This is a genomic window from Paenibacillus sp. SYP-B3998, from assembly GCF_010820665.1.
Lineage (GTDB): Bacteria > Bacillota > Bacilli > Paenibacillales > NBRC-103111 > Paenibacillus_E.
The window spans coordinates 1,217,043-1,238,730 of the sequence record NZ_JAAIKC010000001.1; the positions used below are offsets into that span (position 1 = coordinate 1,217,043).

The window sequence follows — 21,688 nt, forward strand, 5'->3', positions numbered from 1 at the left end:
GATTAAGGTTAGTTTCGTACCTGTCTATTATAGCACAGCCTTGATAGACTGAAGGTGTGAAGTAGTGAAGATTTCATTGGCGAAAGGTGTGTAGGAGATGTCAAGCAATCATTCAATTATTCAAGAACGAACAGCGCGTACAGAATGGTTTTTGCAGGATCGATTCGGTATGTTTATTCATTGGGGGCTGTATGCGATTCCAGCCAGAGGAGAATGGGTACGCAGCGTCGAACGCATGTCGGTAGAGGACTATCAGACGTATTTTGATGAATTCGATCCGGTTCGTTATGATCCTAAAGCGTGGGCGCGTGCAGCGAAACAAGCGGGGATGAAATACGCTGTCCTGACGGCGAAGCATCATGATGGCTTTTGTTTATTTGATAGCGCTCTCACAGACTATAAATCAACTAACACAAGGGCTGGCCGCGATTTGGTTCGCGAATTTATTGAAGCTTTTCGAGCGGAAGGCTTGAAGGTAGGACTCTATTATTCGCTGCTAGATTGGCACCATGAGGATTATCCCGCTTACGGCGATAGGATTCATCCGATGCGGGCCAACGAGAACTATGCTAGAGAACCAGAGACATTCCATCGTTATGTTCAGTATATGCATGGGCAAGTGAAGGAACTGCTGATTAATTATGGCAGGCTGGATATTATGTGGTTTGATTTTTCGTATGATCACATGAAAGGGGAAACCTGGCAGGCCACAGAGCTGATAGCCATGATTCGATCTCTTCAACCACATATTATCGTTGATAATCGGCTGGATGCCAGCGGGGAGGAAGGTGGAAGCATTTATACGAAAAAGCCGGTGAGCTATTCGGGGGACTTTGCTTCACCGGAGCAAATCATTCCGCCGGAAGGCGTGGTTGACGACGAAGGCAATTCGCTTCCGTGGGAGGCTTGTATCACCCTCAACAATAACTGGGGTTATACCGCCAAGGACATGCAATATAAATCGGCTGCTACTGTTATCCGAAAGCTGGTGGAATGTGTCAGCAAAAATGGGAATCTGCTTTTGAATGTGGGGCCTGATGCACTCGGTGAGATCCCGAGGGAGTCACTGGATATTTTGGCTGAGGTTGGAAGTTGGATGCAGAAAAATAGCGCTAGCATATACGGCTGTGGTCAAGCGAATTGGCCCAAACCAGAGTGGGGCAGGTACACGCAAAAAGGCAACTTGCTGTATGCGCACTTGTTTGAAGAAAGCATAGGTCCGATTAATTTGAACGGATTGGCTGGCAAGGTAGGGAAAGCTAGATTAGTAGCGGATGGTTCCCAGCTCTTTTTAAGCCGTCCTTGGAATGCTGCGCAGTATCCAGACGATGCGTTCCTTAGCTTTGCTAAGCCTGAGAGCGCTAGTTATCCGCTGCCTGATCAGAGAGCTACGGTGGTGGAGCTAGAATTAATTTGAAGACGATTGTAAGGTAATTCTCCAAAAAGAACGAGGATCTGGGCTTCTGCTCAGGTCCTTCTGCGCGCTGCAGCTGCTTGAATTGAATAATTTGACAATGATAATCATTATCACTTATTATGGGGGTAATATCTTCACAGATAACTAGTTATATTGACTTCGGTCTAGAAGGAGCTGAGCTTGTGCTGCCACGTTCCCCCAAAGATGACACAGATGATTTTCTGTTTCATTTTTCTTCCATTAAAATTTTCAAAGAGGAAACACTGGTAGCCGCTCCTATGGGAAAAGGTGTGTTCTTTAAACATAAAGAAGGTGACTGGGAGGGGCTTCGCCACGGGTTACCGGACGGTGTTCATGTGAACCGACTGATCGTTTCGGAGGGGGTGCTCTTTACCTGTACAAATAAGGGCTTGTTCGAATTTGATTCGGTCAGTGAGCAGTGGTGCGATACCGAGCTTGCCATCGGTTGCTATCAGTATAAAGAAGTGAACGGACGACCGTGGGCCGCGACGTCGTATGGCTTATGGAGCCGCACATCCAATGGTTGGCAGAAGATGGCTTATTCCCATGCCATGGTCTATGATTTTCTTTTTTATCCCGAATATATGATTCTGGCGCTCGATTTCGGCATTGCGGTTTATGATCGATTGATGGATGCGTGGATGGATTTTTCTTTTGCACAAGCGGTGACAGGGCTTGCTGTTTACCAAGGGCATATTCTTGGTATTACTGAAGATGGCGCATTGCTTCAAGGGGATAAGAAAGGTGGATTTGAGCAAATCAGGTTCCCTCATCTGTTTCTCTTCTCCTTGGTCACGAAGGGGCCGGATGTATTTGTTTGCTCTGATCATGGTTTGTACCGCATTAGTTATATCCAAAATCGGATTACGCTGCTTTCTGTGCGGCTCGGTTGTCCAGTTACGGACATTGATTGCAACGCGGACTGTTTGTATATGGCTACGTTGTTTCAAGGGATACAAAGGATGGAGAGGTGACGAGGCAAGTCCAGAAATCCTCAAGCGCAAATTAACATTTGACCGTGCCCTCATTCGATTTTAAGATAATAGTAGGCTTACTATTCTTTTGGAAACGAAGGTGTGCGGAATTTGACTTATTTATTGTGTTATTTATTGCTGATCAATATCGTTACGTTTATAGAAATGGGACACGACAAAGGACAAGCCAAGAAAGGCGGCCGCCGAGTTCCCGAGAAGAGGCTGTTTACGCTCGCTGCGCTGGGCGGAGGGATTGGCGGATGGCTTGGTATGCGCACATGGCGTCACAAGACCAAACACCGTTCATTTGTCATCGGCATACCGCTTCTGATTGGGCTTAATGCCATTTGTGTCATTGTGATCGCCATTTATATGTAGAACAGATGGAAGAAAGACGGTTGCCGATAGCGGCAGCCGTTTTTGCGTTTGCTTCAAGGCAAACAGATGACGAGTCAAGTTTGTGGGCTTTGACTCATAAGCTAGGAGCATGACGGTGATGGGGGGTGCGTTCATGAGCTATCAACAGTACGGAATTGATCTAGCCTTGGTGGAACGCGTGAAGTTTAAGATGAAGAACCTGGAGATTAAGGAACGCATGAAGATGCTGCTCCAGGGTATTACGAAAGCGAATTTGCAGAATCGGGGGAAGGTCACCCGCTTGTTGGGTGTTGCAGCGGGTATCTTCGGAGAGAAGCTCGTTGGCGTCAAGTAAGTCAACTTACAGACTTCGTCATCGCGCAGAAAATCGACCCCGCTAACACGTTTCATCTTATTAAGTTATGGGCGATGTTTCGTTGAGGCGTATTTTGACTTTAACCATAGGGGTTCATCTTAGGTGGGACGACTTTTTTAAGTTCCAAAAAATACACTTGCATAACGAATGTATGTTCGGTATATAATGAGTAATACGAATATACGTTCGCATAATGGTGGTGAGAATATGAGTGTTAATCCAAGAATCGAAAGTGAAGAGGATGTTCAAATCATCAAGGAATACACATTGCTGCCTATTTTGTTGGATATGTTAGCAAGGGATATTGAGGAACTCAAGATTAATAAGGATAAGATTGTGTACAATCATATTATTTTTTACCTTAGGGAAGTTGAAACCTCTATTTACCCGGAATTGCAAAGCATCAAGAGCAAGATGAAGAGGCGAGACATGAAGGTTTTGAACACAGACATGAATGCACTCGGCATTCATGTCGAGTATAAAGTCCGTGGTTATATCCATCATTTCACGATGCTCCGAAGTTTGATCAAAGCAGAGCTCATGACCGCGCTCATGAAGAGGAGAGGAGGAGCGCGGTGAGAACATCAAGCGAAAGGACGATCTTTCTAGCGGACTGCCAAAGCTTCTATGCCAGCGTGGAAAAGGTGGATCATCCTGGGTGTAAGGATATGCCTGTCGCTGTGGCAGGCGATCCTGCGCTGCGCTCAGGTATTATTTTGGCGGCATGTCCGATTGCCAAGAGCTATGGCGTATCTACGGCGGAACGACTGGGTGAAGCGCTTAAAAAATGCCCCGATCTGGTGGTGATGCGTCCCCGCATGCAGCATTACATTGATATATCGCTTATCATTACCAAAATTTACGAAGAGTTCACGGATCTCGTTGAAATTTTCAGTATCGATGAGCAATTCTTGGACGTTACCGCAAGCTTGTCCCTCTTCGGTGACGCGGAAAGCCTTGCTGCTGCGATTCAGCGAAAGGTGATGATTCAAACGGGCATACGCATCCGAATTGGCATCGGCTCCAATAAAATATTGGCCAAGATCGCCACCGATATATGGGCGAAAAAAAATGACAGTGGTATCTTCACCTTATCTGCTGCGGAAATTGAAGGCACGTTGTGGAAGCAGCCTGTCAATAAGATGTTCGGCGTGGGATCTCGTATGACTGCCCATTTCGCTCGTCTAGGTATACTTACAATCGGGGATATTGCCAACACGCCGCTGCCCAAGCTCAAGGATAAATTTCGCGCGCGCTTCGGCAAGCAGTCCGACATTCATGCCGAGATCATGTGGCGGACGGCGAACGGCCTTGATGATAGTCCAGTTACACCTGGCACCTTCGATACGCCGCCTAAATCGGTTGGTCATATGATGACCTTGCCCAGAGACTACAAGGAAACGAGTGAAGTGGATACGATTCTGCTTGAGCTTACCGAAGAGGTGTGTCGGGATTGTCGGCGCAAAGGCTATATGGCTTCTATCGTTACGGTAAGCTGTATGTGCAGCCCTTTTGATGCACCGACAGGATTTTCGCGTCAAATGAAGATGCCTGATCCTACGAATAGTACGAATGCGGTATTCCAAGCGGTGAAGCAGCTCTTTTACAAGTTTTGGGATAAGATGCCGGTGCGTCGCGCTGGTGTAATGCTAAGTCAGCTGATGAATGACGATCAATATCAACTTACCTTGTTTGAAGATCAAATCAAGACGAGAGCTTTGGAGAAGGTAACAGACCGGATTAAGGATCGATACGGCAGTGCCGCGATTGTGCGGGCTTCTTCGGTCACAACAGCCGGTCAAGCGGAGGCAAGGTCGCTCAAAATCGGAGGGCACTATAAATGAGTAAGAAACTGGAGGGGAATGGCTTGTGGGAGTCAAGCAGGATGATGCTGCCCCAGCATCGAGAGGCTCTGCAAAACCAGCGGAATGATCGACCTACGCCTCCAAGCAAGCCTACCCCGGAAGATATCGGGATCATGAAAGATTATGTTTTGTTGCCTGTTATGCATGGCATCATTAAAAAAAAAGCGAATGAAATTGAAAATTCCTCCACTATGCTGCGAGCTCTCTATGCAAAAGTGGCGCATGCGCTTGCCGCGCATATGCTGACTGATTTAGCCGAAATCAAAAATCGCATGTCGGTTAAAAGCATCCAGGTGTTTGAACAAGAAAAAAATGACCGTGTGATCCATTATCGATATATATGTCGCGGCTATGAAGATACATTTGCTATGGCTAAAGACTATATGCGAGCTGAAATCAGTGTTAGAACGTCTCGCTATATCGATCATCTGGTGGCAAGCGTCTACACAGCCCGTAGGGGAGATTAGTAAAAGAAGTAAGACATAGAGCAGTCTGAGAGGAATAGTCTCAGGCTGTTTTTCAATAAACTTGAAAGTGTACCGATTAGTCGGTACACTTAAGGCATTCGCAGATGAAAGGGAAGGGTAACGTTATGCGTCAATCCAAACGACAGATCATCTTAGAAGCGGCGACTAAATTTGTTCTTTCTCAAGGCGCTGCCCAACTTACGCTGGATGCGGTTGCCAAAGAGGCTGAGATCAGCAAAGGCGGTTTATTTTATCATTTTGCTACGAAGGAAATATTAATCAAAGCGATGGTCGTGCAGGCAAGGGAACATATGACGGATTCGATCCAAAAATTTTACGACCAAGATAATGAACCTAAAGGCAGATGGACACGCGCCTATTTAAGATGGGCACAGGAAGATTTAGAAAGAAATAAAGAGCTTTACTCAGCTTTATTAATTGCTATGGTAACCAACCCAGGCTTGTTAAATCCGGTAGAACTGTTCTTTCAGCAGCTCTATGAGAAAGTCGAGGTCGATCAACTTGATCCTGTTTTAGCTAATGTGATATGCCTTGCGGCGGATGGTCTCTGGTATGCAGATATGTTCAATTTTAATCCGCTTAGAGAAGAAATGAGAACCAAGGTCATCGGTAGATTGATTGAACTAACGAAGGAGGGGACGCGATGAGCAGTTATATTTTTTTATTCACCTCGATTTTCTGTGAGGCATTCGCTAGCGCGATGATGAAAGCGTCCAAAGGTTATTCACGCGTTTTACCTACAATCTGCATGATTAGTGGATACGCGGCTGCCTTCTATTTTCTTTCCTTAGCCGTCAGAAATATCCCGCTTAGTTTTGCTTATGCCACTTGGGCAGGTCTGGGCACTGTACTTGTGGCGATTATCGGACGCTTCGCCTTCAAAGAAACGATCAGCAAAAAATCTGTTCTTGGCATGACTATGCTCGTGGTTGGCGTTGTGCTGCTGAATCTATCGGGATCCAGTCATTAATTCGTATGCGAGGTGGCACACATTGAATAAATATGCATTGCTGAGCTTGACCATTTTATTTGAACTATTTGCCACGACGATGCTTAAATATTCAGATGGATTCAGCATACTGCTGCCGAGTATCGGCGTTGTCGTTGGTTATCTCTTGTCATTTACATTACTGGGATTCGTGTTGAAAGTATTCCCGCTTAATATGGCTTATGCCATCTGGTCGGGCTCAGGTGTAGCTCTAGCGAGTTTAGCAAGTGTCATTCTCTTCGGAGAAACGATGAATGCGATGGCTATAGTGGCAATTATCTTCATTATAATCGGTGTCGTAATTTTGAGCGGAACGAAAACGGAAGATCACGTTACAGAAAAGGAAATTAGTTAAGCGATTTATTTGCACGGGGAACCTGTAGGCAAGCCTCTGCCGTTTTCTTGCGAATTGACGTGGGTAGTTGTTTTTCTCATAATGGAGGGAGTAGAAAAATGGTTTGGAAGGGTGATCATCCATGTGCGGGCGTTATACGATTACCGTGACGCTAGAGGAGCTCATGCTTCGTTATGATGTGTATTATAAAGTCCCCTCCAAATATAGCCCTAAGTATAATGTAGCGCCTGGACAGCTTGTGATGGCCATTGTCTATGACGGGGAAAAGAACAGACTTGGCGAACTGCGCTGGGGACTTATCCCTGAGTGGGCCAAGGATGAGAAGATCGCCTACCAAACGATCAATGCCAGGGCTGAGTCTTTGACGGACAAGCCCGCTTTCCGCACATCCTTTCAGCGCAAGCGCTGCCTCATTCCTGCCGACTCGTTCTATGAGTGGAAAGGGAAGGGCAAGCAAAAGCAGCCGATGCGGATCATGCTGAAGAGCAAGAACATCTTCAGCATCGCTGGGCTTTACGATACGTGGGTATCGCCGGAAGGTACGCGAATTTCTACCTGTACGGTCGTTACGACGGCGGCTAACGAGCTTGTGGCGGATATTCATGAACGCATGCCAGTTATCCTGCGGCCTGAGTCCGAGGCGACGTGGTTGGATCGCCGCATTACGAACGCTGAAGCGCTAAGTTCACTGCTAAAGCCCTATCCGGCGGATGAAATGCTCGCGTACCCGGTATCGAGCCGGGTAGGAAATGTGCGTAATGACGACGAGTCCTGTGTGGAGGAGTTGAATCTTTTGTTGTAATTGTGCAGCAGAAGTAGCAGCGAGACGGAAAAATGGGAGAGTAGCTTAAATGAAAACACGCACTATAATGAGCCTTACACTCGTCTTCTTGATTGTGTTTGGGATTAATGGATATATCGGCTGGCATGGTCAAATCTTTCTATCAGACCTACTAGGTGTTTGGTTCCATCGCGGCATATATTGGAGTTGTTTCTGGATCGTTGCTTTAGCGTACCTGCTATCGTGGGCAGGTTCTCGAGTGCTTCATGCCCATGTATCTCGGGTATTGAAAATTATCGGTTCGTATTGGTTCGCGATGATGCAATACGGTATTTTGCTTCTGTTGGTAACGGATTTGGTCGCGGGAGTTCTCGCTTTGGCAGCGATCCCCTCACAAACATTTATCCCCGTCCTCGGCTGGCTTGATGTGTTCATTTTCTTGGTTATTTTCGCACGAGGCTCTTATAATGCAAATCATCCTGTCATTCGCAGTTATGACATTACGATTCCCAAAGAAGCGGGCGACTGGAAACAGCTCCGCGTCGCGATCGCCTCGGATATTCACTTGGGTTCGATCGTTGGGAATCGCCAACTATCTAAGCTCGTGGAACAAGTCAATGGGTTGCATCCGGATCTGATTCTGCTGCCAGGGGATGTCATTGATGACGACATCCGTCCGTTTATCCGTTATGAGATGGGCAAAACGATGAGGGAGCTGCAAGCTCCACTTGGTATTTATGCTGTGCTTGGCAATCATGAATATATTGGCGGGCACATTCCTGCCTTTGTGGAACAAATGAGTCAGATCGGTATTCGCGTCCTTATGGATGAAACGGTGCACATCGCAGAACGATTGTACATCGTAGGCAGAAAAGACAAGGCGGCTGAAAGAACGGCTGAAGGACGGCAATCGTTGGACGCCTTGATGGATGGGGTGGATACCACGCAACCAATTATTGTCATGGATCATCAACCTTATCACTTGGACAAAGCCGCGGATGCTGGTGCGGATGTCATGCTGTCAGGTCACACACACAGAGGACAAATGGCGCCGAACCATCTCATTACAAGGAGGCTGTTTGAGCTCGATTGGGGATACTTGCGCAAAGGGAACCTTCACGCTATTGTCTCCTCAGGTTTTGGCACATGGGGACCGCCGATTCGGCTTGGTAGCCGTTCGGAAATTATACAATTGACGATTCATTTTACAACTGAAGAGAGAGAAGAGGCTTAATGCATGCAAGACATACACAAAAAACAAATTAAACCAATCGAAGTGGCTGCAGCGATGATGCAGTTTACGATGAAAAGCATAGAAAACAGTTGGGAAACGATAAAACCAGCCATGTCTGCTTATTTAACAGAGCCAGCGCTGTCGGAAACGAAAGAAGACGAGCTTTTGAGAGAATTTTACATAGCGGCTTTATCACTGGAGATTTATTGTATCCCGCACGCTTTTGCTCCCGAGATCGCTGGTCTTGTAGGATTGGGAATGGGTGAGGTCATGGCTTCTGAAAGCTTATCTTCACATCAATTATCGGAGCCAATCCGTCAGCACTATTTACCTCAATTCGAAAAAATTAGCGCAGCCGCGCCCTCGGACCTTGCGCTTGCACTTGTAGAAACGGCGGCGCGGATTTTATATGATCGCTTAGAGTTGCCGCTAAAACCTATCGAGCCTGCTAACACATTGCTGTGGGTGAAGCTGCTCCCGTTTCTTGCTCAATTGGTTGGGAAATGGCCGATGCTGTTGAGCAAATTTACGATTCAGTCGGAATAGAGGGCGGAATAACGGACTGTATCGCTTGACTAAAAGTAATTATTACGAATAAAATAAAGAGATGGAAATGATAAAATGAATAGGTTAGTTTTCATGTTGTATGGAGGTGGATGTTGCGATGGGAATAAAACGAGTTACGGTTTATATTTTGTCAGGCTTTCTAGGGAGCGGCAAAACGACGTTATTGACGAAGGCTATTGATCATTTTACGGAAGCGGGACGTAAGCCAGCGGTCATTATGAATGAGATCGGCGAAGTCAATCTTGATGGGCAATTGATTGCCAGCGAGGTGCCGATGTCCGAGCTTCTGGGCGGCTGTATCTGCTGCTCAAGTCGAGGGGATCTCGCCACGGCGCTTAACGATCTTGTGACGGACGAGCAGCCTGATCTTATTTTTATTGAATCGACGGGCGTGGCGAATCCGCTGGAAATTATCGATGAAGTAACGGACGCTTCGCTCATTCTTCCAGTAGAGCTTAAGGCCGTCATTACCGTTGTCGATGCGCCACAGCTGTTGGAGCTAAACCGGACGAGTCGCGGTAAGACGTATCGACTGATGAAAGAGCAAATCCGCTGCGCGAATCTGTTGCTTCTGAATAAGGCAGACCTGCTACCCGCCGGAGCGCTGCAGGAGGTAGATGCTCTCGTTCGCGAATGGAACGCTTATGCATCCGTGCACTATACGGTGTTTAGCCAAATCGAAATGCGGCTTATTGAAGCGCTGGAAGATGAGAGCGGGTACAAAGGCGAGATTGAACAGGGGCATGCGCACGAGAGGGAACGCAAGTGCGAACATTCGCACGAAGAAGGTGATCACGCTCACGAAGTTTGTGCCTGCGCTACAGTTCGCAGCGAAGATATGGACGATTCCCATGGGGATCATCATAACGAACATGCTTACGAACAAGGGCATGGACGCGAGAGTCACCACCACTCCCACGATCATGTGATGGCATACACGCATTTTTTTGAGCGGGCAGTTGATAGTAACGCGTTCGAAGAGTTTGTCAGCAAGCTGCCTTCAGAAGTATATCGCGCGAAGGGAATTCTCAGCTTCTCCGACACGGCCAGTCGTTTTTTGTTCCAGTACGCCTACAGGGAGATGGATTTCGTCAAAATCACACCCAAAGGCGAAGTGCCGGATGTTGCTGTATTCATCGGTGAAAACTTTTCCAAAGAAGCGGTTCGAGGAGAACTGCGCAGACTGGAATTATTGGCGGATAAGGATAGCGAATAAAGCCATAAAAGCGAATCCGAGCAGAGGCTCGGATTTTTCTTTTATTTTAACATTTTGAGGTAGGGGCACCTTGCAAACGAGGAGCTTATAAGTTCGTTTTGTCAACAAATCGGTCAGCAGTAGTAGTTGAAGAGATACTACGAACACTCTCCATTTAGCTCAGGAAGCACTTTTTCTCAGCGTATTTAAAGCTTCATAGCTGTGACTCTGACAGGGTATTCGTTAAAGCAGGAACGGTATGAAAGGGTTCTGTTTAAGGGACTCTGAGCGTAGGGGATAGTGTGGATAGACAAGTTTCAGATGATCGATATGTAGTGCGATAGCGAGCTATCGGCAAATCAGATATAACCTAATTGCCCCTAATAAGCACAAAAGCCGCTAAAGAGCCCTTCAAGCAGCTCCCAAGCGGTTTTCGCTAGTCTAATTCTTTGAGGGGTTCGAAATTCGGATAAATATAAGGCGATTCGGGTGCTTTGATTTTTTCAATGTTGCTTGCTTTAATCGTGAAAATATCATTGCCGTTGTAGCTGCCATTTTGAATCGTACCGCTCACTTTCACCCACATGTCTTTGGTGTAGTTTTGGGCCGTTGGGAAGTCAACCATGACACCATAGGGTGTAGCATCGGCGGAACAGCAGCTTACGGCGAAGCGGCCAACAACGAATTGGTCATTTTTCATGTTGTCTTCGCGGTATACGAACCCGCTGAGTTCTATTTTTTTACCTATGAAATTGTTTTTAAATAGGTCGATCGACGATAAAATTTCCATGTAAATCTCTGGTTTGACGACGATCGTATCCTTTTTGTAAAGACGCATTCCGATTTTGGAGAAATCCTCGTCCCATTCATTATCGGCGTGAAACAGCTTTTGCAACTCGGCGTCGGTCTTTACGGCTCCTGGGGCAATGGTCGAAGCAGCACTAGTCGTATTGGTGGCAGCGGAGCTAGTTGCAGAACCAGAACGATTAGGGTCTGAAGCCGTAAATCCAGTACCGGATGAACTTATTTTCGAAGATGAGCCAACATCTATTTTAGGGCTTGGGTTTGTTGTAGAGCTTGGGCTTACCGAAGGATCCGCAACGGTATCTGAACTCGTATCTGCAGTAATCATTGTCTTGTCGTCAATAGTCGTAGTAGATCCAACTTCAGCTGCCTGCTCATTTTGGGTCCCGTTTTGGGCAACTTGCTTGACTAGACTTGATTTGGCTGCCGAAAGATTCATCCCCTTTGCAGCAGCCATTGCGCTGCCGAGCGCTGTGTTCGGCAGAAGGAAACCAATCAGCAGCGGCAAGATGAGCAGTCCATATGCAATCGTATTACGAAAGGCTGAGCGAGAAACGGGGTGCTCACAATCACACGTTACTTGTTTTCCCCAGTAGGCACGTAGTGCAGAGTATCCTTGAAAACAGGCAATGACATATAAGGCTACTGCTGCGCATTTGACATAAATCATCATACGTGGGGCTATGTAATACTGAAGAGCATCTGATTTGGCTAAATATACGATATAACTGGAGAAACCAAGCAAAATAAGGGTCCGAAATAAATAATGAAAACTAATGATTCGATTCTCGCTCATAATAGTTTCTCCCACAGTAATGATCCCGCCAGAACCGTTATGGCAATGAATAGCGACAGGATGAGTACAAATTTGGTTTTAAACACCGAGAGAAGCATCAGTGTACTTTTGAAGTCAAGCATCGGACCGATTACAAGGAACGTAAGCAGAGAACCGGATGTAAAGGAGGTTTGAAAAGAAGAAGCGACGAAAGCATCTGATGTGGAACATAGCGACAACACGTACGCAAAGCCCATCATAAAGAGATGGGAGCTAAGGGGACCTTGTCCAATGGCAACTAGGCTCTCTCGCTGTATAAAGGTTTGGATGATTGCGGTGAGCAGGGAACCGAATACGAGATATTTTCCCATTTCAAAAAACTCATCAGATGCATGCACGAAAAAAGATGTGAATTTGCTGCCTTGATGCTGATGTTCCTCCAGTGCGTTTTGACCTGCAAAATGTGCGCGGCTGATGCGTAAAGGATTGTTTTTGATGAAACGGTACAGCAGTAGTCCGATCACCGCAGCAACAGTGAAGGCTAGTCCCATGCGAGAGTAGGCCAGATAAGGATGATTGCGGAAAGCCATGAATGTCGCTGCAAATACGATGGGATTAATAATTGGTCCTGTCAAGATAAAAACGACTGCGACGTAGACGGGCATTCCTTTCAGGATAAGCCGCCTCACGACGGGAATCATACCGCATTCGCACATCGGAAACAGAATGCCTAGCAAACAAGCAAATAAAATGCCCAACAATGGATTCTGTGGTATCCAGCGACGAATAGTCTGCTCGGAAACGAAGCTTTGCAGTAAGGAAGAGAGGATCACGCCGAGCAAAACAAACGGGATAGCTTCCAGTAAAATACTGATAAACATGGTCTTGAATGCTTGAAGATGGTCTGACGTGAAGAGGGAAAGTTGGGGAATCTCTCTGTTCATCATGATTAAAACAATCAAGAGGAAGCAGATGACAGCCAGGGCGTGAATACTTGATCGAAATAGGGTGGTTGGCATTGCATAAGCTCCTTAATCATAATTATTACTATTATAACCTATGAAAGGCGAAAGCGAAACAGGACAAAATTTACAGGAACTGATCACACAGACTTGACTCGAGTGGATGACTTGCGGCACTATTAGGAGAGAAGATTCCATGACAGAGGGGTAATGCAAGTGGGCACTCATACGCATACGATTGACGAGATGCTGAAGGTGATGGCTAGGCAAGGGTGGAGAATTACGGAGCAGCGCAGGAGCTTGGCAACGTTATTCGCTGAATCAGAGAGCTACCTGTCGCCCAAAGACGTTTATGAATATATGAAGCAACAATATCCGGGTGTCAGTTTTGACACGGTATACCGCAACCTTCGCTTATTAAGTGAGATGGGGGTTTTAGAACAGTTTCATTTGGCGGATGGATTGAAATTCAAAGCAAGCTGCCAAGCGTACCACCATCATCATATGATTTGTGTGACCTGCGAAAAGACGGTTACCTTCGAATTTTGCCCGATGAAGCATTTGAAGGATATACCGGAGAGCTTTGACATCCAGAGTCATCGGTTTGAGATTTTTGGCTATTGCTCGGATTGCAAGTCGCCTTCGGGAGATTCACAAGTTGCACATTGAAAGAAACCGTGGGACTTTTTGTTCTTGCGGTTGATACCCAAAGTGGAAAAGAAGAGCGCCGAGTTCCAACGCTTGCAAATGAGTCATGGTAAACAGCTGGACAGCTGGATCAGTGACGACAACAAGGAAACCCCACCCAGCCAAATTCGGCCAAGTGGGGAATTTTTTATTTACTAAGTTAATCTGCCTTTTTAATGCCTCTTAGAAGTCGTTGAAGAGAGGGGGATTTAATTTGTGTTTTGTAATTTCCAGTTGATCTCCCCGTTACCGGAGCGAATCTTCTTCATCCCCGGTTTTGCGTAGATAATTAGAATCCCGCTGTCCGTGATGTACGAATCTTTATCGAAAATTTGTCTAAATTTGATGAAAATTGAATGCGAATAGGTAAAGTATCGTTTACAATTTGGTGTAATCATTCGAACATAGGAGATTACCATCAGATGAAAAGCTATCTTGGGAGAAGAGTTAAGCAGGATGTCGTAAATACAGTTGGACTCGTTCTTCTTCCTGCGCAGTCTATTATAGGCAGCGAAGAGCTTGAACTTCTAATGATGCATCGTGTCGATCTGTTTTCTATCATTTTTGATGTGGAGGCAGAGGCAACCAAGGTTTCATGCGAAACGCGTATGCAGCAAGTGGTGCAGCACGCGAAAGAATTGTTTAGCGCGATTGAGATGACTCGTAAAATTCCTTTGCTGGAGATCCGAGAAGAAGTAATTCCCAGTGTGCAGCAACTGAGTGAAAATCCGAATGTTTTTCAGCTCTTCGAGGCCGTGCGGGCGAAGGACGATTACACGCATGAGCATAATATTGGTGTCGGTGTGCTTGCAACTTTAATTGGCAAATGGTTGAATCTGAGTGGCAGAGAGCTTACAACGCTCAGTCTGGCTGCTACTTTGCACGATGTCGGTAAGGTCAAGATTCCTGTCGAGATTTTAAATAAGCCTGGGAAGTTGACAAAAGAAGAATTCGAAGAGATGAAGCGGCATAGTCTCTATGGCTATGAGATGCTCAAGGAAACGGTCGGCGTAGGACCGAGGGTTGCAGTTGTGGCCCTTCAGCATCATGAGCGTGAGGATGGCAGAGGGTACCCGTACGGTTTGAAAAAAGAAAAGATCGATTTATTCAGTAAAATTGTGGCCGTTGCTGATATTTTCCACGCGATGTCCTCCAAACGCCCTTACCATGAACCGATGCCGTTCTATGAAGTCATAGGGGAAATGCGCAAGGGGACATTTGGCGAGCTAGAGCCAGAGATTGTTTCTGTCTTTCTAGATAATATTACTCGCCATTTAATTGGGAATCAGGTCGTTCTTTCAGATGGTCGCCAAGGGGAAGTTGTTTATATTAATCCGCATGATGAGGGAAGTCCACTGATTAAAGTCGAGCGGGAATTTATTGATTTGAGTAAAGACCGTCACATTCATATTCAGACTATTATTGCTTAAAAAAGCAGCCCGCTTGAGATGGATTATGAACTCAGCAGGCTGTTTTTATTTTAAATAAGACACCGTATAAACGTTATTGGCTTAACCCTTTTTGCCAATCTTGTTCCAATGTCTCTGCGTCTAAGTCTATGCCAATGAGTATGAGATACGGCTTACCTTCGAAGTGCGTTCGCTGCCAATTCGTACGTTTACCAGCGTACTGCATGATGAAGGATTGACCAGCGGGTTCAAAAGAGAAATAACCTTTGGCGCGAAGCAGTTGAGCGCTCCATCTGGTTAAGTAACGCTCCACAATACGCTGAGTGATGAAATGGGGATAGTCAGCGTTGAGGGTTACCGTTTGAATGCGAGAATAGGAGAGGTTAGACTTGGGCTCGGACTGGCCGCTGTTAGATTTCATATTCTTAACGACTTGCAGCTTGCGATTGAATGTTGGTGAAGCGGGCGTTGGTGCTTCAAGCTGCTTAAGTGAACCGAAAATGAGGCTCAAGTCGAAAAGGCTATGTGTCGTAGGAAGCAGTAAGGAACGTTCATTCCATTTACGAATCGTTTTTTCGATCGAATGTCGCTGTTTGTCCGTCACGAGGTCGATCTTGTTGAGCAGCAGCAGATCAGCGACGGCCATTTGTCGACGGAGCGTATGGACAAGCTCGCGATCAGAGGCAAAGATGCTGTTATAAGCAAGCACGTGTTCAGCGTCGAGGACAGTGATGACGGTTTGCAGCTTAAAGTAAGGGAGCAGGGCAGGTTCTGTGAGCGCATCGGCGATTTCTTCGGGGTTGGCCACGCCCGTCAACTCGATGAGGATGACGTCTGGTTTACGTTTGAGAAGTTGCTTCATCGCATTGTTGATCTCATTCTTTTTGCTGCAGCAAATGCAGCCGTCTAGCAGCTTTTCAACATTGATGTCGGGTGAGGCAGATTGAAGGAAATGGCCGTCTACATCTTGTTTGCCCAATTCGTTCATTAGCACAGCAGGCGTGAGCCCGAATGAAGCTGCTTCTTGCAGCATACGGATCAGGAGGGTTGTTTTGCCGCTGCCTAAAAATCCGCTTAATACAATAACGGGAACTTTGAACACAGAAAAACCCCTTTCCATCACATAAAATAGTAATATTTACGAATAAAAGTATAGCGCAAACAGAGGACCTCTGCAAGGTTGGTCACCCATGTCGACGAGGGGTTTGCTGGGAAAAGATTCGTATAACGATTCTTCCCCTTGTGAGGGGTTAGCGTTATGGTACAATGAAGCCATCTTGGGACAGTTTGCTGATGCTGCCTTCAATGACGCAGACACAGGCGCGTACGATTCTCGGCTGCTTCCTTTTTTCAGGGGAAGACGTGTGTAAACGTATCGGTGATTTGAGTATGGGCGAGCGATGCCGAGTGGCCTTCTTGAAGCTCTATTTCAGTGGTGCGAATCTGCTGGTGCTTGATGAGCCAACAAATTATTTAGACATCGATACGCGGGAACGTATCGAGCAGGCGTTGCTGCACTACCCAGGGGCGATGGTGATCGTCTCCCATGACCGCTTCTTTGTTCGTAAGCTCGCAACGAAGCTGTTATGGCTCAGCGCTGAACGCAGCCCGGTTTCGTTCATAGGCAGCTACGACGAGTATGCGGAAGCGAACAAGCTGCAAGAAAGCTCTCCGGAACGTTTGGAGCGAGCCAATGAGAAACGCCAACTAGAGCTAACCTTGGCGAAATTGATGGCAGAGGGGACATGGCGTCCCGAAATCATGCAGGCTCAACTCCAGCAGATTCGAGACATCAAGTCGCGGCTCGCTGAGCTGGAATAAACGAAAAGCCAGGTACGCATCGGGATGATGCGCATCTGGCTTATTTGCTTTTTGGGACGTGAAGCAGTTCAGGCACAGTGACGAAGGAGTAGCCGGATGTTTTGAGCTTACGGATGAGGGGTTCAATGGCTTGTACCGTCCCAGACAAATCTTGACTGTCCGCACCGCCGGAATGCTGCAGGATGATGGAGCCGGGTTTCGTCTGCTGCATAATGTTTTGCAGCACTTGAGCAGACTTGAGTGATTTCCAATCGAGAGAATCCACATTCCAATTCACGATTAAGTAATGATGGTCGGCCACCCATTTAACCTGCTCTTCATTGATTGCCCCATAGGGAGGGCGGATTAACTTGGGGGTGTATCCGATTAAGTTTTGTAGAACGTTTTCTGTCTGCTCAATCTGGCTTTGGAAACCATCGACACTGAGCGTAGGCAAGTTGGCATGGCTGTAAGAATGATTGCCAATTACGTGTCCCTCGTTGACAATTCGTCTAACCATATCTGGGTGGGCATTTGCTTTTGAGCCCAGTAAGAAAAAAGTCGCTTTCACATGATGCGCTTTAAGCGCATCCAGTACTTTCGGTGTGAACTTGGTATCCGGACCGTCGTCGAAGGTGAGAGCAACTTTTTTCTCATGAGACGAACCGCGCAGCTTGAAGGTTTCGGGATATTTGATGGCGAGCTGGGAAAGTGTGAGTTTTTTCTGTGCGATTTTTGCTCGTCCTTGGTTTTGCTGAACCGGGACGGACGGTTTTTTGGATTCAGGTGACGGTGTAGCTTTTTTAGGAGTCGCCTTCGGTTTAGGGCTTTGTGTTACAACAGGTGATGGTTGAGTCTCAGGTGATGTGGTCGGTACCGACGTGGGCGTAGGTAAAACCGTAGTGGTTGCCCAAGGAGTCGAGTTAGGACGCTCGTCAAGTATGCTTGATTCAACGCCATGCTCGTTCCCAGCTGCCTTCTCCCGTTTATTAATGACTGGATCTTCCTGCCCGTCTGAATCTTGCGTGTAGCGCTGATCGTGATAAGGTTTACTTTTGGATATGCCACAGCCTGTCGCTAAAAGGCAAACGATGGCGATGGACCAGAGCCACTTAGTCATGATAATCCCCCTGAACATAAGACTATACTCTAGGTTTTGCTAAGGCGGGATATCCTATCCAGTGGAAATTAACGAATGGACGAACATCTCGTCCTAGTGGGGAATGAAAGAACGTGAACCATTTTGGAGAAATGACCGTCATTACTAATACCAAAGAGAGAGAAGAGACTTGAAGGAAAGGGAGCGAAGCGAAGATGGCGTTGCAAAGCACGAAGAAATTACTTGTGCTTCTACTTCTTTTGCTATGTGCAGGCTGTTTTTATAAGGAAGTTTCGGTCACTCTCCGGACAGAAACGGCTTCTCCAAAACAGACAATGAAAATGGTGTTTTCAATTACTGCGGGGGTCGACATTACGGTCGATAGCCAGTCCGACGAGGCTCCCGAAATTTATAAGAGGCCCAATAAAGCAATCACCTTCGTGAACGAGCTTCAAGGGTATGGCGTAACCTCACAAAACAACGATCTTCTTATTATGGAAACCAAGGATCGTGGGCAAACATGGCGAAAAGTGAGCAGCTTCACGAATACAGCCGCGTCGTCGTCGCTATCGTTTCTCGATGTGAATACGGGATGGCTGCTCACCAAGGATAGTATTGATAATAAGGCGAAGCTTCAACTGACTTCGGATGGCGGTCAAACATGGGAAGTGATCGCGAGGGATTTACCTGATCTGAGTGGGCTGAATGGAACCCCGGTTTTACGGTTTTTTGACCGACAGAATGGACTAATCGCGGCCAAAGGCAATCAAGATATGCTGCTGCTGCGCACGCAGGATGGAGGGCTGACTTGGACACCTGCTAGTCGCGTAGCGCTGCCGAAGGAAGGCACAGGCGTATTTACGTTTATCTCATCCACGAGTGGATGGTATGTGGCTCAAGGGAAGAAAGGTGATTTATCGAATGTACTCTACCGTATGACCGATGGAGAGACGTGGCAGGAAATCGGGAAGCTTCCAGCTCTATTCAAGCCGCAGGTCATCACATTCTTAAATTCAGAAGAAGGCTGGCTGCTTATGCATAGCGCTGAGCAAGGGGAATTGGCTCGGTGGATGTTACTGCGGACGGAAGATGCTGGAGGTACGTGGAGTCAGCATGAATTTCCGGAGACGTTTCGTTTATTGGCAACGGATGTGCAGATGAGCTTTACTTCATCGGAAAACGGTTGGTTGCTGGGCGCGAATCGGTTGTGGGTGACCGAAGATGGAGGTCTTACTTGGAAGCCGTGCGCGCCCTGACAACCTTTAAATGATTTTCTGAAAAGTCACAATATCAAGAAATTTCCCCCATTTAAAGCCAACTTCACGAAAATGTGCACATTGGAAGTAACCATTTTTTGCGAAAGAGTGGATACTGGGGGCGTTGTCTGAACATATCGTCGAGACAAGCACGTGAAAACCATGTTGTTTGGCGATAGGCTCAATATGCTGCAGAGCGGCAGTTCCGACGCCCTTACCCACACATTCCGGATGCAAATAAATCGTAATCTCACCTGTCGTATCGTAAGCTTGTTTTTTCTTGTGAGGCATGACCTGCACATAACCTTGTAGATTCCCATCCAACAGGATGGTGAAGGTTCGATAACGTGGGTTAGTATGAACGAGACTCTCGGTAAATTCCGCTAGCGCGACTGGTTGTGCGTGGAGTGACACGGTCGTATGCGTCACATAGTAATTGTAAATATCCATGAGCAAGGGAATATCTGTCTCCTCTAGTTCCCTAAAAATAATATCTGTTATCATGCGCGAACTCCCAACGGGTTGTAGTGTTAATACTTCTTGGGAAATATCCTACAGAAGAGAGGTAACTCCTTTTTCTCGTTAAACATATAGCCACCATGTATGGATATTGGATATAATGTGAAAAGAAGATAGAGGCATAACAGAGAGAATCGGGGGAAATCGCATGTCGGGAAATTCGGGATACATACTCGTCATACTCATTGGAGTTATCGTACTAGCAGGTCTTACCATCATGAATCTTCGCAAAATTAGCAAATCCACAGCCGATCTGACGATACTCAAAAAAAGGACACTGCTTTGGACAGAAATTTCATTGGCCTTGTTTGTTGTCCAATTATTTTTTCGAGATCGTCAAGGTGGTTTTCTTTTGTTTTTTGGGATTTTAACCGCATTCACAGGCGCCCATTATCTAGGGGTTCTGTATTACTCCAGAAAAAAAGGCAAGTAAAAGCGAAGAGGTTAACCATTGTAGAGATTCTACGAAAGGGTGGCCTCTCTTTTATCGCATAATTAAATTGAACAGGAAAATTTTGTTATCTATAATCCCGCCGAGAGGCGGGTGTTTTTGTTTTACTATAAAATACCCATGTCAATATGTAATCCCTTGCAATTCCGGGATAGTTCCAGAAATCGTAATCGAATCCATCGACGAAGGAGTAATGTTCTCGAATCTGGACAATAAGTTTGACAACAAACTAAAGCGCGCGATCGGCAAACTCGATAGGAATATGGATTGGTGTACGATTTGGCTGTTCATGCTCAAAATGTTTATAAGTGGTAGGAACTTGCATAAGGCACAAGATGAACCGAATGAAGTGATGGGTGTGGTCGATTTGCAAGTAGCTTTACTTCTTACCCATAGCGATTCTATACAGACACACGCTGCCTTTATTAAGGGAACCGCAGTTATTCGGGGCGCTAATAAATAACCGTCATCTATGCTGGCTGAAGCATTTTCAAGACGGATATGTGGGGTTTGGGTTAAAAACCAACTTGACTGACAGTCCAATCACCTCGAAGCATATGGAATATAATTCTAAATGTTGAATACAATTGTCATTACTAAATAAAATGTCGAGGTGTAGAAATGAAGGTATTGCTTGAGACTAAAATAATGCCGAACACAGAGAAGAAGGGGGATGTAGTTAATTTCTTGAAAATGAACTATAAGGGGTTGTATCACATTAACGATTTGATTGAAAATCGAAAAAAAGCAAGTGTTAAATCATTGTCAAGCTGATTAGGATATCTGATTGCTAACCAGTCGTTTGAAATTTTATGAGCGGCATATGCAGTGGAATATCTATCCCTAACTGATTTGGGTGATACTTACGATTCGAAGATAATAAGCTAACGAACACATTTCTTGGGTTCTATGTTTAATCATTTTTTTTTCAAGGTTCCAAGCGCGCGGAATTTACAAAGAGGCTGTCCCAAAAGTAACAATTAAAGATGTGTGGGACAAATCCAAGCGTTAAAAAAATTAATAGTTAAACGGAAAAGGAGCTAAGCGGCTTGTATGTGCTTAGCTTCTTTGTTTTTGGCATTCACTGCTGCTTTTTTCAGGTGCAAAGAAACCGTCTCCTTCGAAATGGGGTGGTACCTCCATTTTACCAAAGAACGGTTTCTTTTTGTTGCATAAAATGAAAAAGTGGCCCTCCCTCAGTCATTATTCATGACTTTTGGGACAGCCTCATTTTTTAATTTCTTAAAGCTTTTGTGAATTTTCTCGCTCCATGTGTTTCTTCATATAAAATATTCAATCTATGGTACC

At 46.0% G+C, this 21,688-nt stretch carries 24 protein-coding genes and 1 pseudogene; 20 read left to right on the top strand and 5 right to left on the bottom strand.

The window, feature by feature from the left end; all coding sequences use genetic code 11:
- Nucleotides 1-97: 97 nt before the first annotated feature.
- The 14 genes and pseudogenes from GK047_RS05510 (at nucleotide 98) to GK047_RS05575 (ending at nucleotide 10,639) form a co-directional block, all read left to right on the top strand.
- Nucleotides 98-1,417, top strand: a complete 1,320-nt coding sequence (locus tag GK047_RS05510) for an alpha-L-fucosidase (RefSeq protein WP_163942281.1) — start codon at nucleotides 98-100, stop codon at nucleotides 1,415-1,417.
- Between the two features lie 119 nt (nucleotides 1,418-1,536).
- On the top strand, nucleotides 1,537-2,412 hold the full coding sequence (locus GK047_RS05515; RefSeq protein ID WP_163942284.1) for a hypothetical protein: 876 nt from the start codon (nucleotides 1,537-1,539) through the stop codon (nucleotides 2,410-2,412).
- Nucleotides 2,413-2,523: 111 nt separating this feature from the next.
- Nucleotides 2,524-2,790: a DUF1294 domain-containing protein gene (locus tag GK047_RS05520; RefSeq protein WP_163942287.1), complete on the top strand. Its 267-nt coding sequence runs from the start codon at nucleotides 2,524-2,526 to the stop codon at nucleotides 2,788-2,790.
- A 133-nt stretch (nucleotides 2,791-2,923) separates the two neighbouring features.
- A pseudogene (locus GK047_RS05525) lies at nucleotides 2,924-3,210 on the top strand (stage VI sporulation protein F).
- Between the two features lie 100 nt (nucleotides 3,211-3,310).
- Nucleotides 3,311-3,724 (top strand): YhjD family protein, encoded by a 414-nt coding sequence (locus GK047_RS05530; protein ID WP_163942289.1) that lies wholly within the window; start codon nucleotides 3,311-3,313, stop codon nucleotides 3,722-3,724.
- The gene (locus GK047_RS05535) at nucleotides 3,721-4,989 is read left to right on the top strand and encodes a DNA polymerase IV (protein ID WP_163942292.1); all 1,269 of its coding nucleotides are present in this window, start codon (nucleotides 3,721-3,723) and stop codon (nucleotides 4,987-4,989) included. The genes GK047_RS05530 and GK047_RS05535 overlap by 4 nt, the downstream gene beginning before the upstream one ends.
- Nucleotides 4,986-5,477 carry a YhjD family protein gene (locus tag GK047_RS05540; RefSeq protein ID WP_163942295.1) on the top strand — a complete coding sequence of 164 codons (492 nt, stop codon included), beginning with the start codon at nucleotides 4,986-4,988 and terminating at the stop codon, nucleotides 5,475-5,477. Before GK047_RS05535 ends, GK047_RS05540 begins: the two co-directional genes overlap by 4 nt.
- Before the next feature lie 125 nt (nucleotides 5,478-5,602).
- A complete protein-coding gene (locus GK047_RS05545) occupies nucleotides 5,603-6,145 on the top strand; it encodes a TetR/AcrR family transcriptional regulator (RefSeq protein ID WP_163942299.1) in 543 nt (180 codons plus the stop codon).
- Nucleotides 6,142-6,468: a DMT family transporter gene (locus GK047_RS05550; protein WP_163942302.1), complete on the top strand. Its 327-nt coding sequence runs from the start codon at nucleotides 6,142-6,144 to the stop codon at nucleotides 6,466-6,468. Before GK047_RS05545 ends, GK047_RS05550 begins: the two co-directional genes overlap by 4 nt.
- A 22-nt stretch (nucleotides 6,469-6,490) precedes the next feature.
- On the top strand, nucleotides 6,491-6,841 hold the full coding sequence (locus GK047_RS05555) for a DMT family transporter (RefSeq protein ID WP_163942305.1): 351 nt from the start codon (nucleotides 6,491-6,493) through the stop codon (nucleotides 6,839-6,841).
- Between the two features lie 121 nt (nucleotides 6,842-6,962).
- Nucleotides 6,963-7,643, top strand: coding sequence for an SOS response-associated peptidase (locus GK047_RS05560; RefSeq protein WP_163942308.1), 681 nt, complete (start codon nucleotides 6,963-6,965; stop codon nucleotides 7,641-7,643).
- Nucleotides 7,644-7,692: 49 nt separating this feature from the next.
- A complete protein-coding gene (locus tag GK047_RS05565) occupies nucleotides 7,693-8,856 on the top strand; it encodes a metallophosphoesterase (RefSeq protein ID WP_163942311.1) in 1,164 nt (387 codons plus the stop codon).
- Between the two features lie 3 nt (nucleotides 8,857-8,859).
- Nucleotides 8,860-9,402 (top strand): hypothetical protein, encoded by a 543-nt coding sequence (locus GK047_RS05570; protein WP_163942314.1) that lies wholly within the window; start codon nucleotides 8,860-8,862, stop codon nucleotides 9,400-9,402.
- A 118-nt stretch (nucleotides 9,403-9,520) separates the two neighbouring features.
- Nucleotides 9,521-10,639 carry a CobW family GTP-binding protein gene (locus GK047_RS05575; protein ID WP_163942317.1) on the top strand — a complete coding sequence of 373 codons (1,119 nt, stop codon included), beginning with the start codon at nucleotides 9,521-9,523 and terminating at the stop codon, nucleotides 10,637-10,639.
- A gap of 415 nt (nucleotides 10,640-11,054) precedes the next feature.
- On the opposite strand, the gene GK047_RS05580 is transcribed toward GK047_RS05575, so the two are convergent.
- Complete coding sequence (locus GK047_RS05580; RefSeq protein WP_163942320.1) at nucleotides 11,055-12,218, bottom strand: TIGR03943 family putative permease subunit; 1,164 nt, start codon at nucleotides 12,216-12,218, stop codon at nucleotides 11,055-11,057.
- A complete protein-coding gene (locus tag GK047_RS05585) occupies nucleotides 12,215-13,216 on the bottom strand; it encodes a permease (protein WP_163942322.1) in 1,002 nt (333 codons plus the stop codon). Before GK047_RS05585 ends, GK047_RS05580 begins: the two co-directional genes overlap by 4 nt.
- Before the next feature lie 153 nt (nucleotides 13,217-13,369).
- On the opposite strand from GK047_RS05585, the gene GK047_RS05590 reads away from it, so the two are divergent.
- On the top strand, nucleotides 13,370-13,828 hold the full coding sequence (locus tag GK047_RS05590) for a Fur family transcriptional regulator (protein ID WP_163942325.1): 459 nt from the start codon (nucleotides 13,370-13,372) through the stop codon (nucleotides 13,826-13,828).
- Nucleotides 13,829-14,268: 440 nt separating this feature from the next.
- On the top strand, nucleotides 14,269-15,276 hold the full coding sequence (locus GK047_RS05595; RefSeq protein WP_163942328.1) for an HD-GYP domain-containing protein: 1,008 nt from the start codon (nucleotides 14,269-14,271) through the stop codon (nucleotides 15,274-15,276).
- A 73-nt stretch (nucleotides 15,277-15,349) separates the two neighbouring features.
- Here the strand turns inward: GK047_RS05595 and GK047_RS05600 are convergent, their stop codons facing one another.
- A complete protein-coding gene (locus GK047_RS05600) occupies nucleotides 15,350-16,357 on the bottom strand; it encodes a CobW family GTP-binding protein (protein ID WP_346010284.1) in 1,008 nt (335 codons plus the stop codon).
- 164 nt (nucleotides 16,358-16,521) lie between these two features.
- On the opposite strand from GK047_RS05600, the gene GK047_RS29480 reads away from it, so the two are divergent.
- Nucleotides 16,522-17,076: an ATP-binding cassette domain-containing protein gene (locus GK047_RS29480; RefSeq protein ID WP_240343761.1), complete on the top strand. Its 555-nt coding sequence runs from the start codon at nucleotides 16,522-16,524 to the stop codon at nucleotides 17,074-17,076.
- A gap of 40 nt (nucleotides 17,077-17,116) precedes the next feature.
- On the opposite strand, the gene GK047_RS05610 is transcribed toward GK047_RS29480, so the two are convergent.
- Nucleotides 17,117-18,175, bottom strand: coding sequence for a polysaccharide deacetylase family protein (locus GK047_RS05610; protein WP_163942336.1), 1,059 nt, complete (start codon nucleotides 18,173-18,175; stop codon nucleotides 17,117-17,119).
- A 194-nt stretch (nucleotides 18,176-18,369) separates the two neighbouring features.
- Between GK047_RS05610 and GK047_RS05615 the strand changes: the two genes are divergently transcribed.
- A complete protein-coding gene (locus tag GK047_RS05615; RefSeq protein WP_163942338.1) occupies nucleotides 18,370-19,410 on the top strand; it encodes a WD40/YVTN/BNR-like repeat-containing protein in 1,041 nt (346 codons plus the stop codon).
- Nucleotides 19,411-19,416: 6 nt separating this feature from the next.
- Here the strand turns inward: GK047_RS05615 and GK047_RS05620 are convergent, their stop codons facing one another.
- Nucleotides 19,417-19,914 (bottom strand): GNAT family N-acetyltransferase, encoded by a 498-nt coding sequence (locus GK047_RS05620; RefSeq protein ID WP_163942341.1) that lies wholly within the window; start codon nucleotides 19,912-19,914, stop codon nucleotides 19,417-19,419.
- 163 nt (nucleotides 19,915-20,077) lie between these two features.
- Here GK047_RS05620 and GK047_RS05625 point away from each other — a divergent pair, with 163 nt between their 5' ends.
- Together GK047_RS05625 and GK047_RS05630 are read left to right on the top strand one after the other, a co-directional pair.
- Nucleotides 20,078-20,362: a hypothetical protein gene (locus GK047_RS05625; protein ID WP_163942344.1), complete on the top strand. Its 285-nt coding sequence runs from the start codon at nucleotides 20,078-20,080 to the stop codon at nucleotides 20,360-20,362.
- A 211-nt stretch (nucleotides 20,363-20,573) separates the two neighbouring features.
- On the top strand, nucleotides 20,574-20,843 hold the full coding sequence (locus GK047_RS05630; RefSeq protein ID WP_163942349.1) for a hypothetical protein: 270 nt from the start codon (nucleotides 20,574-20,576) through the stop codon (nucleotides 20,841-20,843).
- Nucleotides 20,844-21,688: the final 845 nt, after the last annotated feature.

Coding starts and splice junctions, on each gene's coding strand:
- GK047_RS05560 (WP_163942308.1), top strand. CDS start 6,963: ATGTGCGGGCGTTATACGATTACCGTGACGCTAGAGGAGCTCATGCTT.
- GK047_RS05515 (WP_163942284.1), top strand. CDS start 1,537: ATGGGGGTAATATCTTCACAGATAACTAGTTATATTGACTTCGGTCTA.
- GK047_RS05540 (WP_163942295.1), top strand. CDS start 4,986: ATGAGTAAGAAACTGGAGGGGAATGGCTTGTGGGAGTCAAGCAGGATG.
- GK047_RS05545 (WP_163942299.1), top strand. CDS start 5,603: ATGCGTCAATCCAAACGACAGATCATCTTAGAAGCGGCGACTAAATTT.
- GK047_RS05530 (WP_163942289.1), top strand. CDS start 3,311: ATGAGTAATACGAATATACGTTCGCATAATGGTGGTGAGAATATGAGT.
- GK047_RS05620 (WP_163942341.1), bottom strand. CDS start 19,914: ATGATAACAGATATTATTTTTAGGGAACTAGAGGAGACAGATATTCCC.
- GK047_RS05590 (WP_163942325.1), top strand. CDS start 13,370: ATGCAAGTGGGCACTCATACGCATACGATTGACGAGATGCTGAAGGTG.
- GK047_RS05615 (WP_163942338.1), top strand. CDS start 18,370: ATGGCGTTGCAAAGCACGAAGAAATTACTTGTGCTTCTACTTCTTTTG.
- GK047_RS05550 (WP_163942302.1), top strand. CDS start 6,142: ATGAGCAGTTATATTTTTTTATTCACCTCGATTTTCTGTGAGGCATTC.
- GK047_RS05575 (WP_163942317.1), top strand. CDS start 9,521: ATGGGAATAAAACGAGTTACGGTTTATATTTTGTCAGGCTTTCTAGGG.
- GK047_RS05585 (WP_163942322.1), bottom strand. CDS start 13,216: ATGCCAACCACCCTATTTCGATCAAGTATTCACGCCCTGGCTGTCATC.
- GK047_RS05510 (WP_163942281.1), top strand. CDS start 98: ATGTCAAGCAATCATTCAATTATTCAAGAACGAACAGCGCGTACAGAA.
- GK047_RS05580 (WP_163942320.1), bottom strand. CDS start 12,218: ATGAGCGAGAATCGAATCATTAGTTTTCATTATTTATTTCGGACCCTT.
- GK047_RS29480 (WP_240343761.1), top strand. CDS start 16,522: ATGAAGCCATCTTGGGACAGTTTGCTGATGCTGCCTTCAATGACGCAG.
- GK047_RS05570 (WP_163942314.1), top strand. CDS start 8,860: ATGCAAGACATACACAAAAAACAAATTAAACCAATCGAAGTGGCTGCA.
- GK047_RS05565 (WP_163942311.1), top strand. CDS start 7,693: ATGAAAACACGCACTATAATGAGCCTTACACTCGTCTTCTTGATTGTG.
- GK047_RS05630 (WP_163942349.1), top strand. CDS start 20,574: ATGTTCTCGAATCTGGACAATAAGTTTGACAACAAACTAAAGCGCGCG.
- GK047_RS05610 (WP_163942336.1), bottom strand. CDS start 18,175: ATGACTAAGTGGCTCTGGTCCATCGCCATCGTTTGCCTTTTAGCGACA.
- GK047_RS05595 (WP_163942328.1), top strand. CDS start 14,269: ATGAAAAGCTATCTTGGGAGAAGAGTTAAGCAGGATGTCGTAAATACA.
- GK047_RS05625 (WP_163942344.1), top strand. CDS start 20,078: ATGTCGGGAAATTCGGGATACATACTCGTCATACTCATTGGAGTTATC.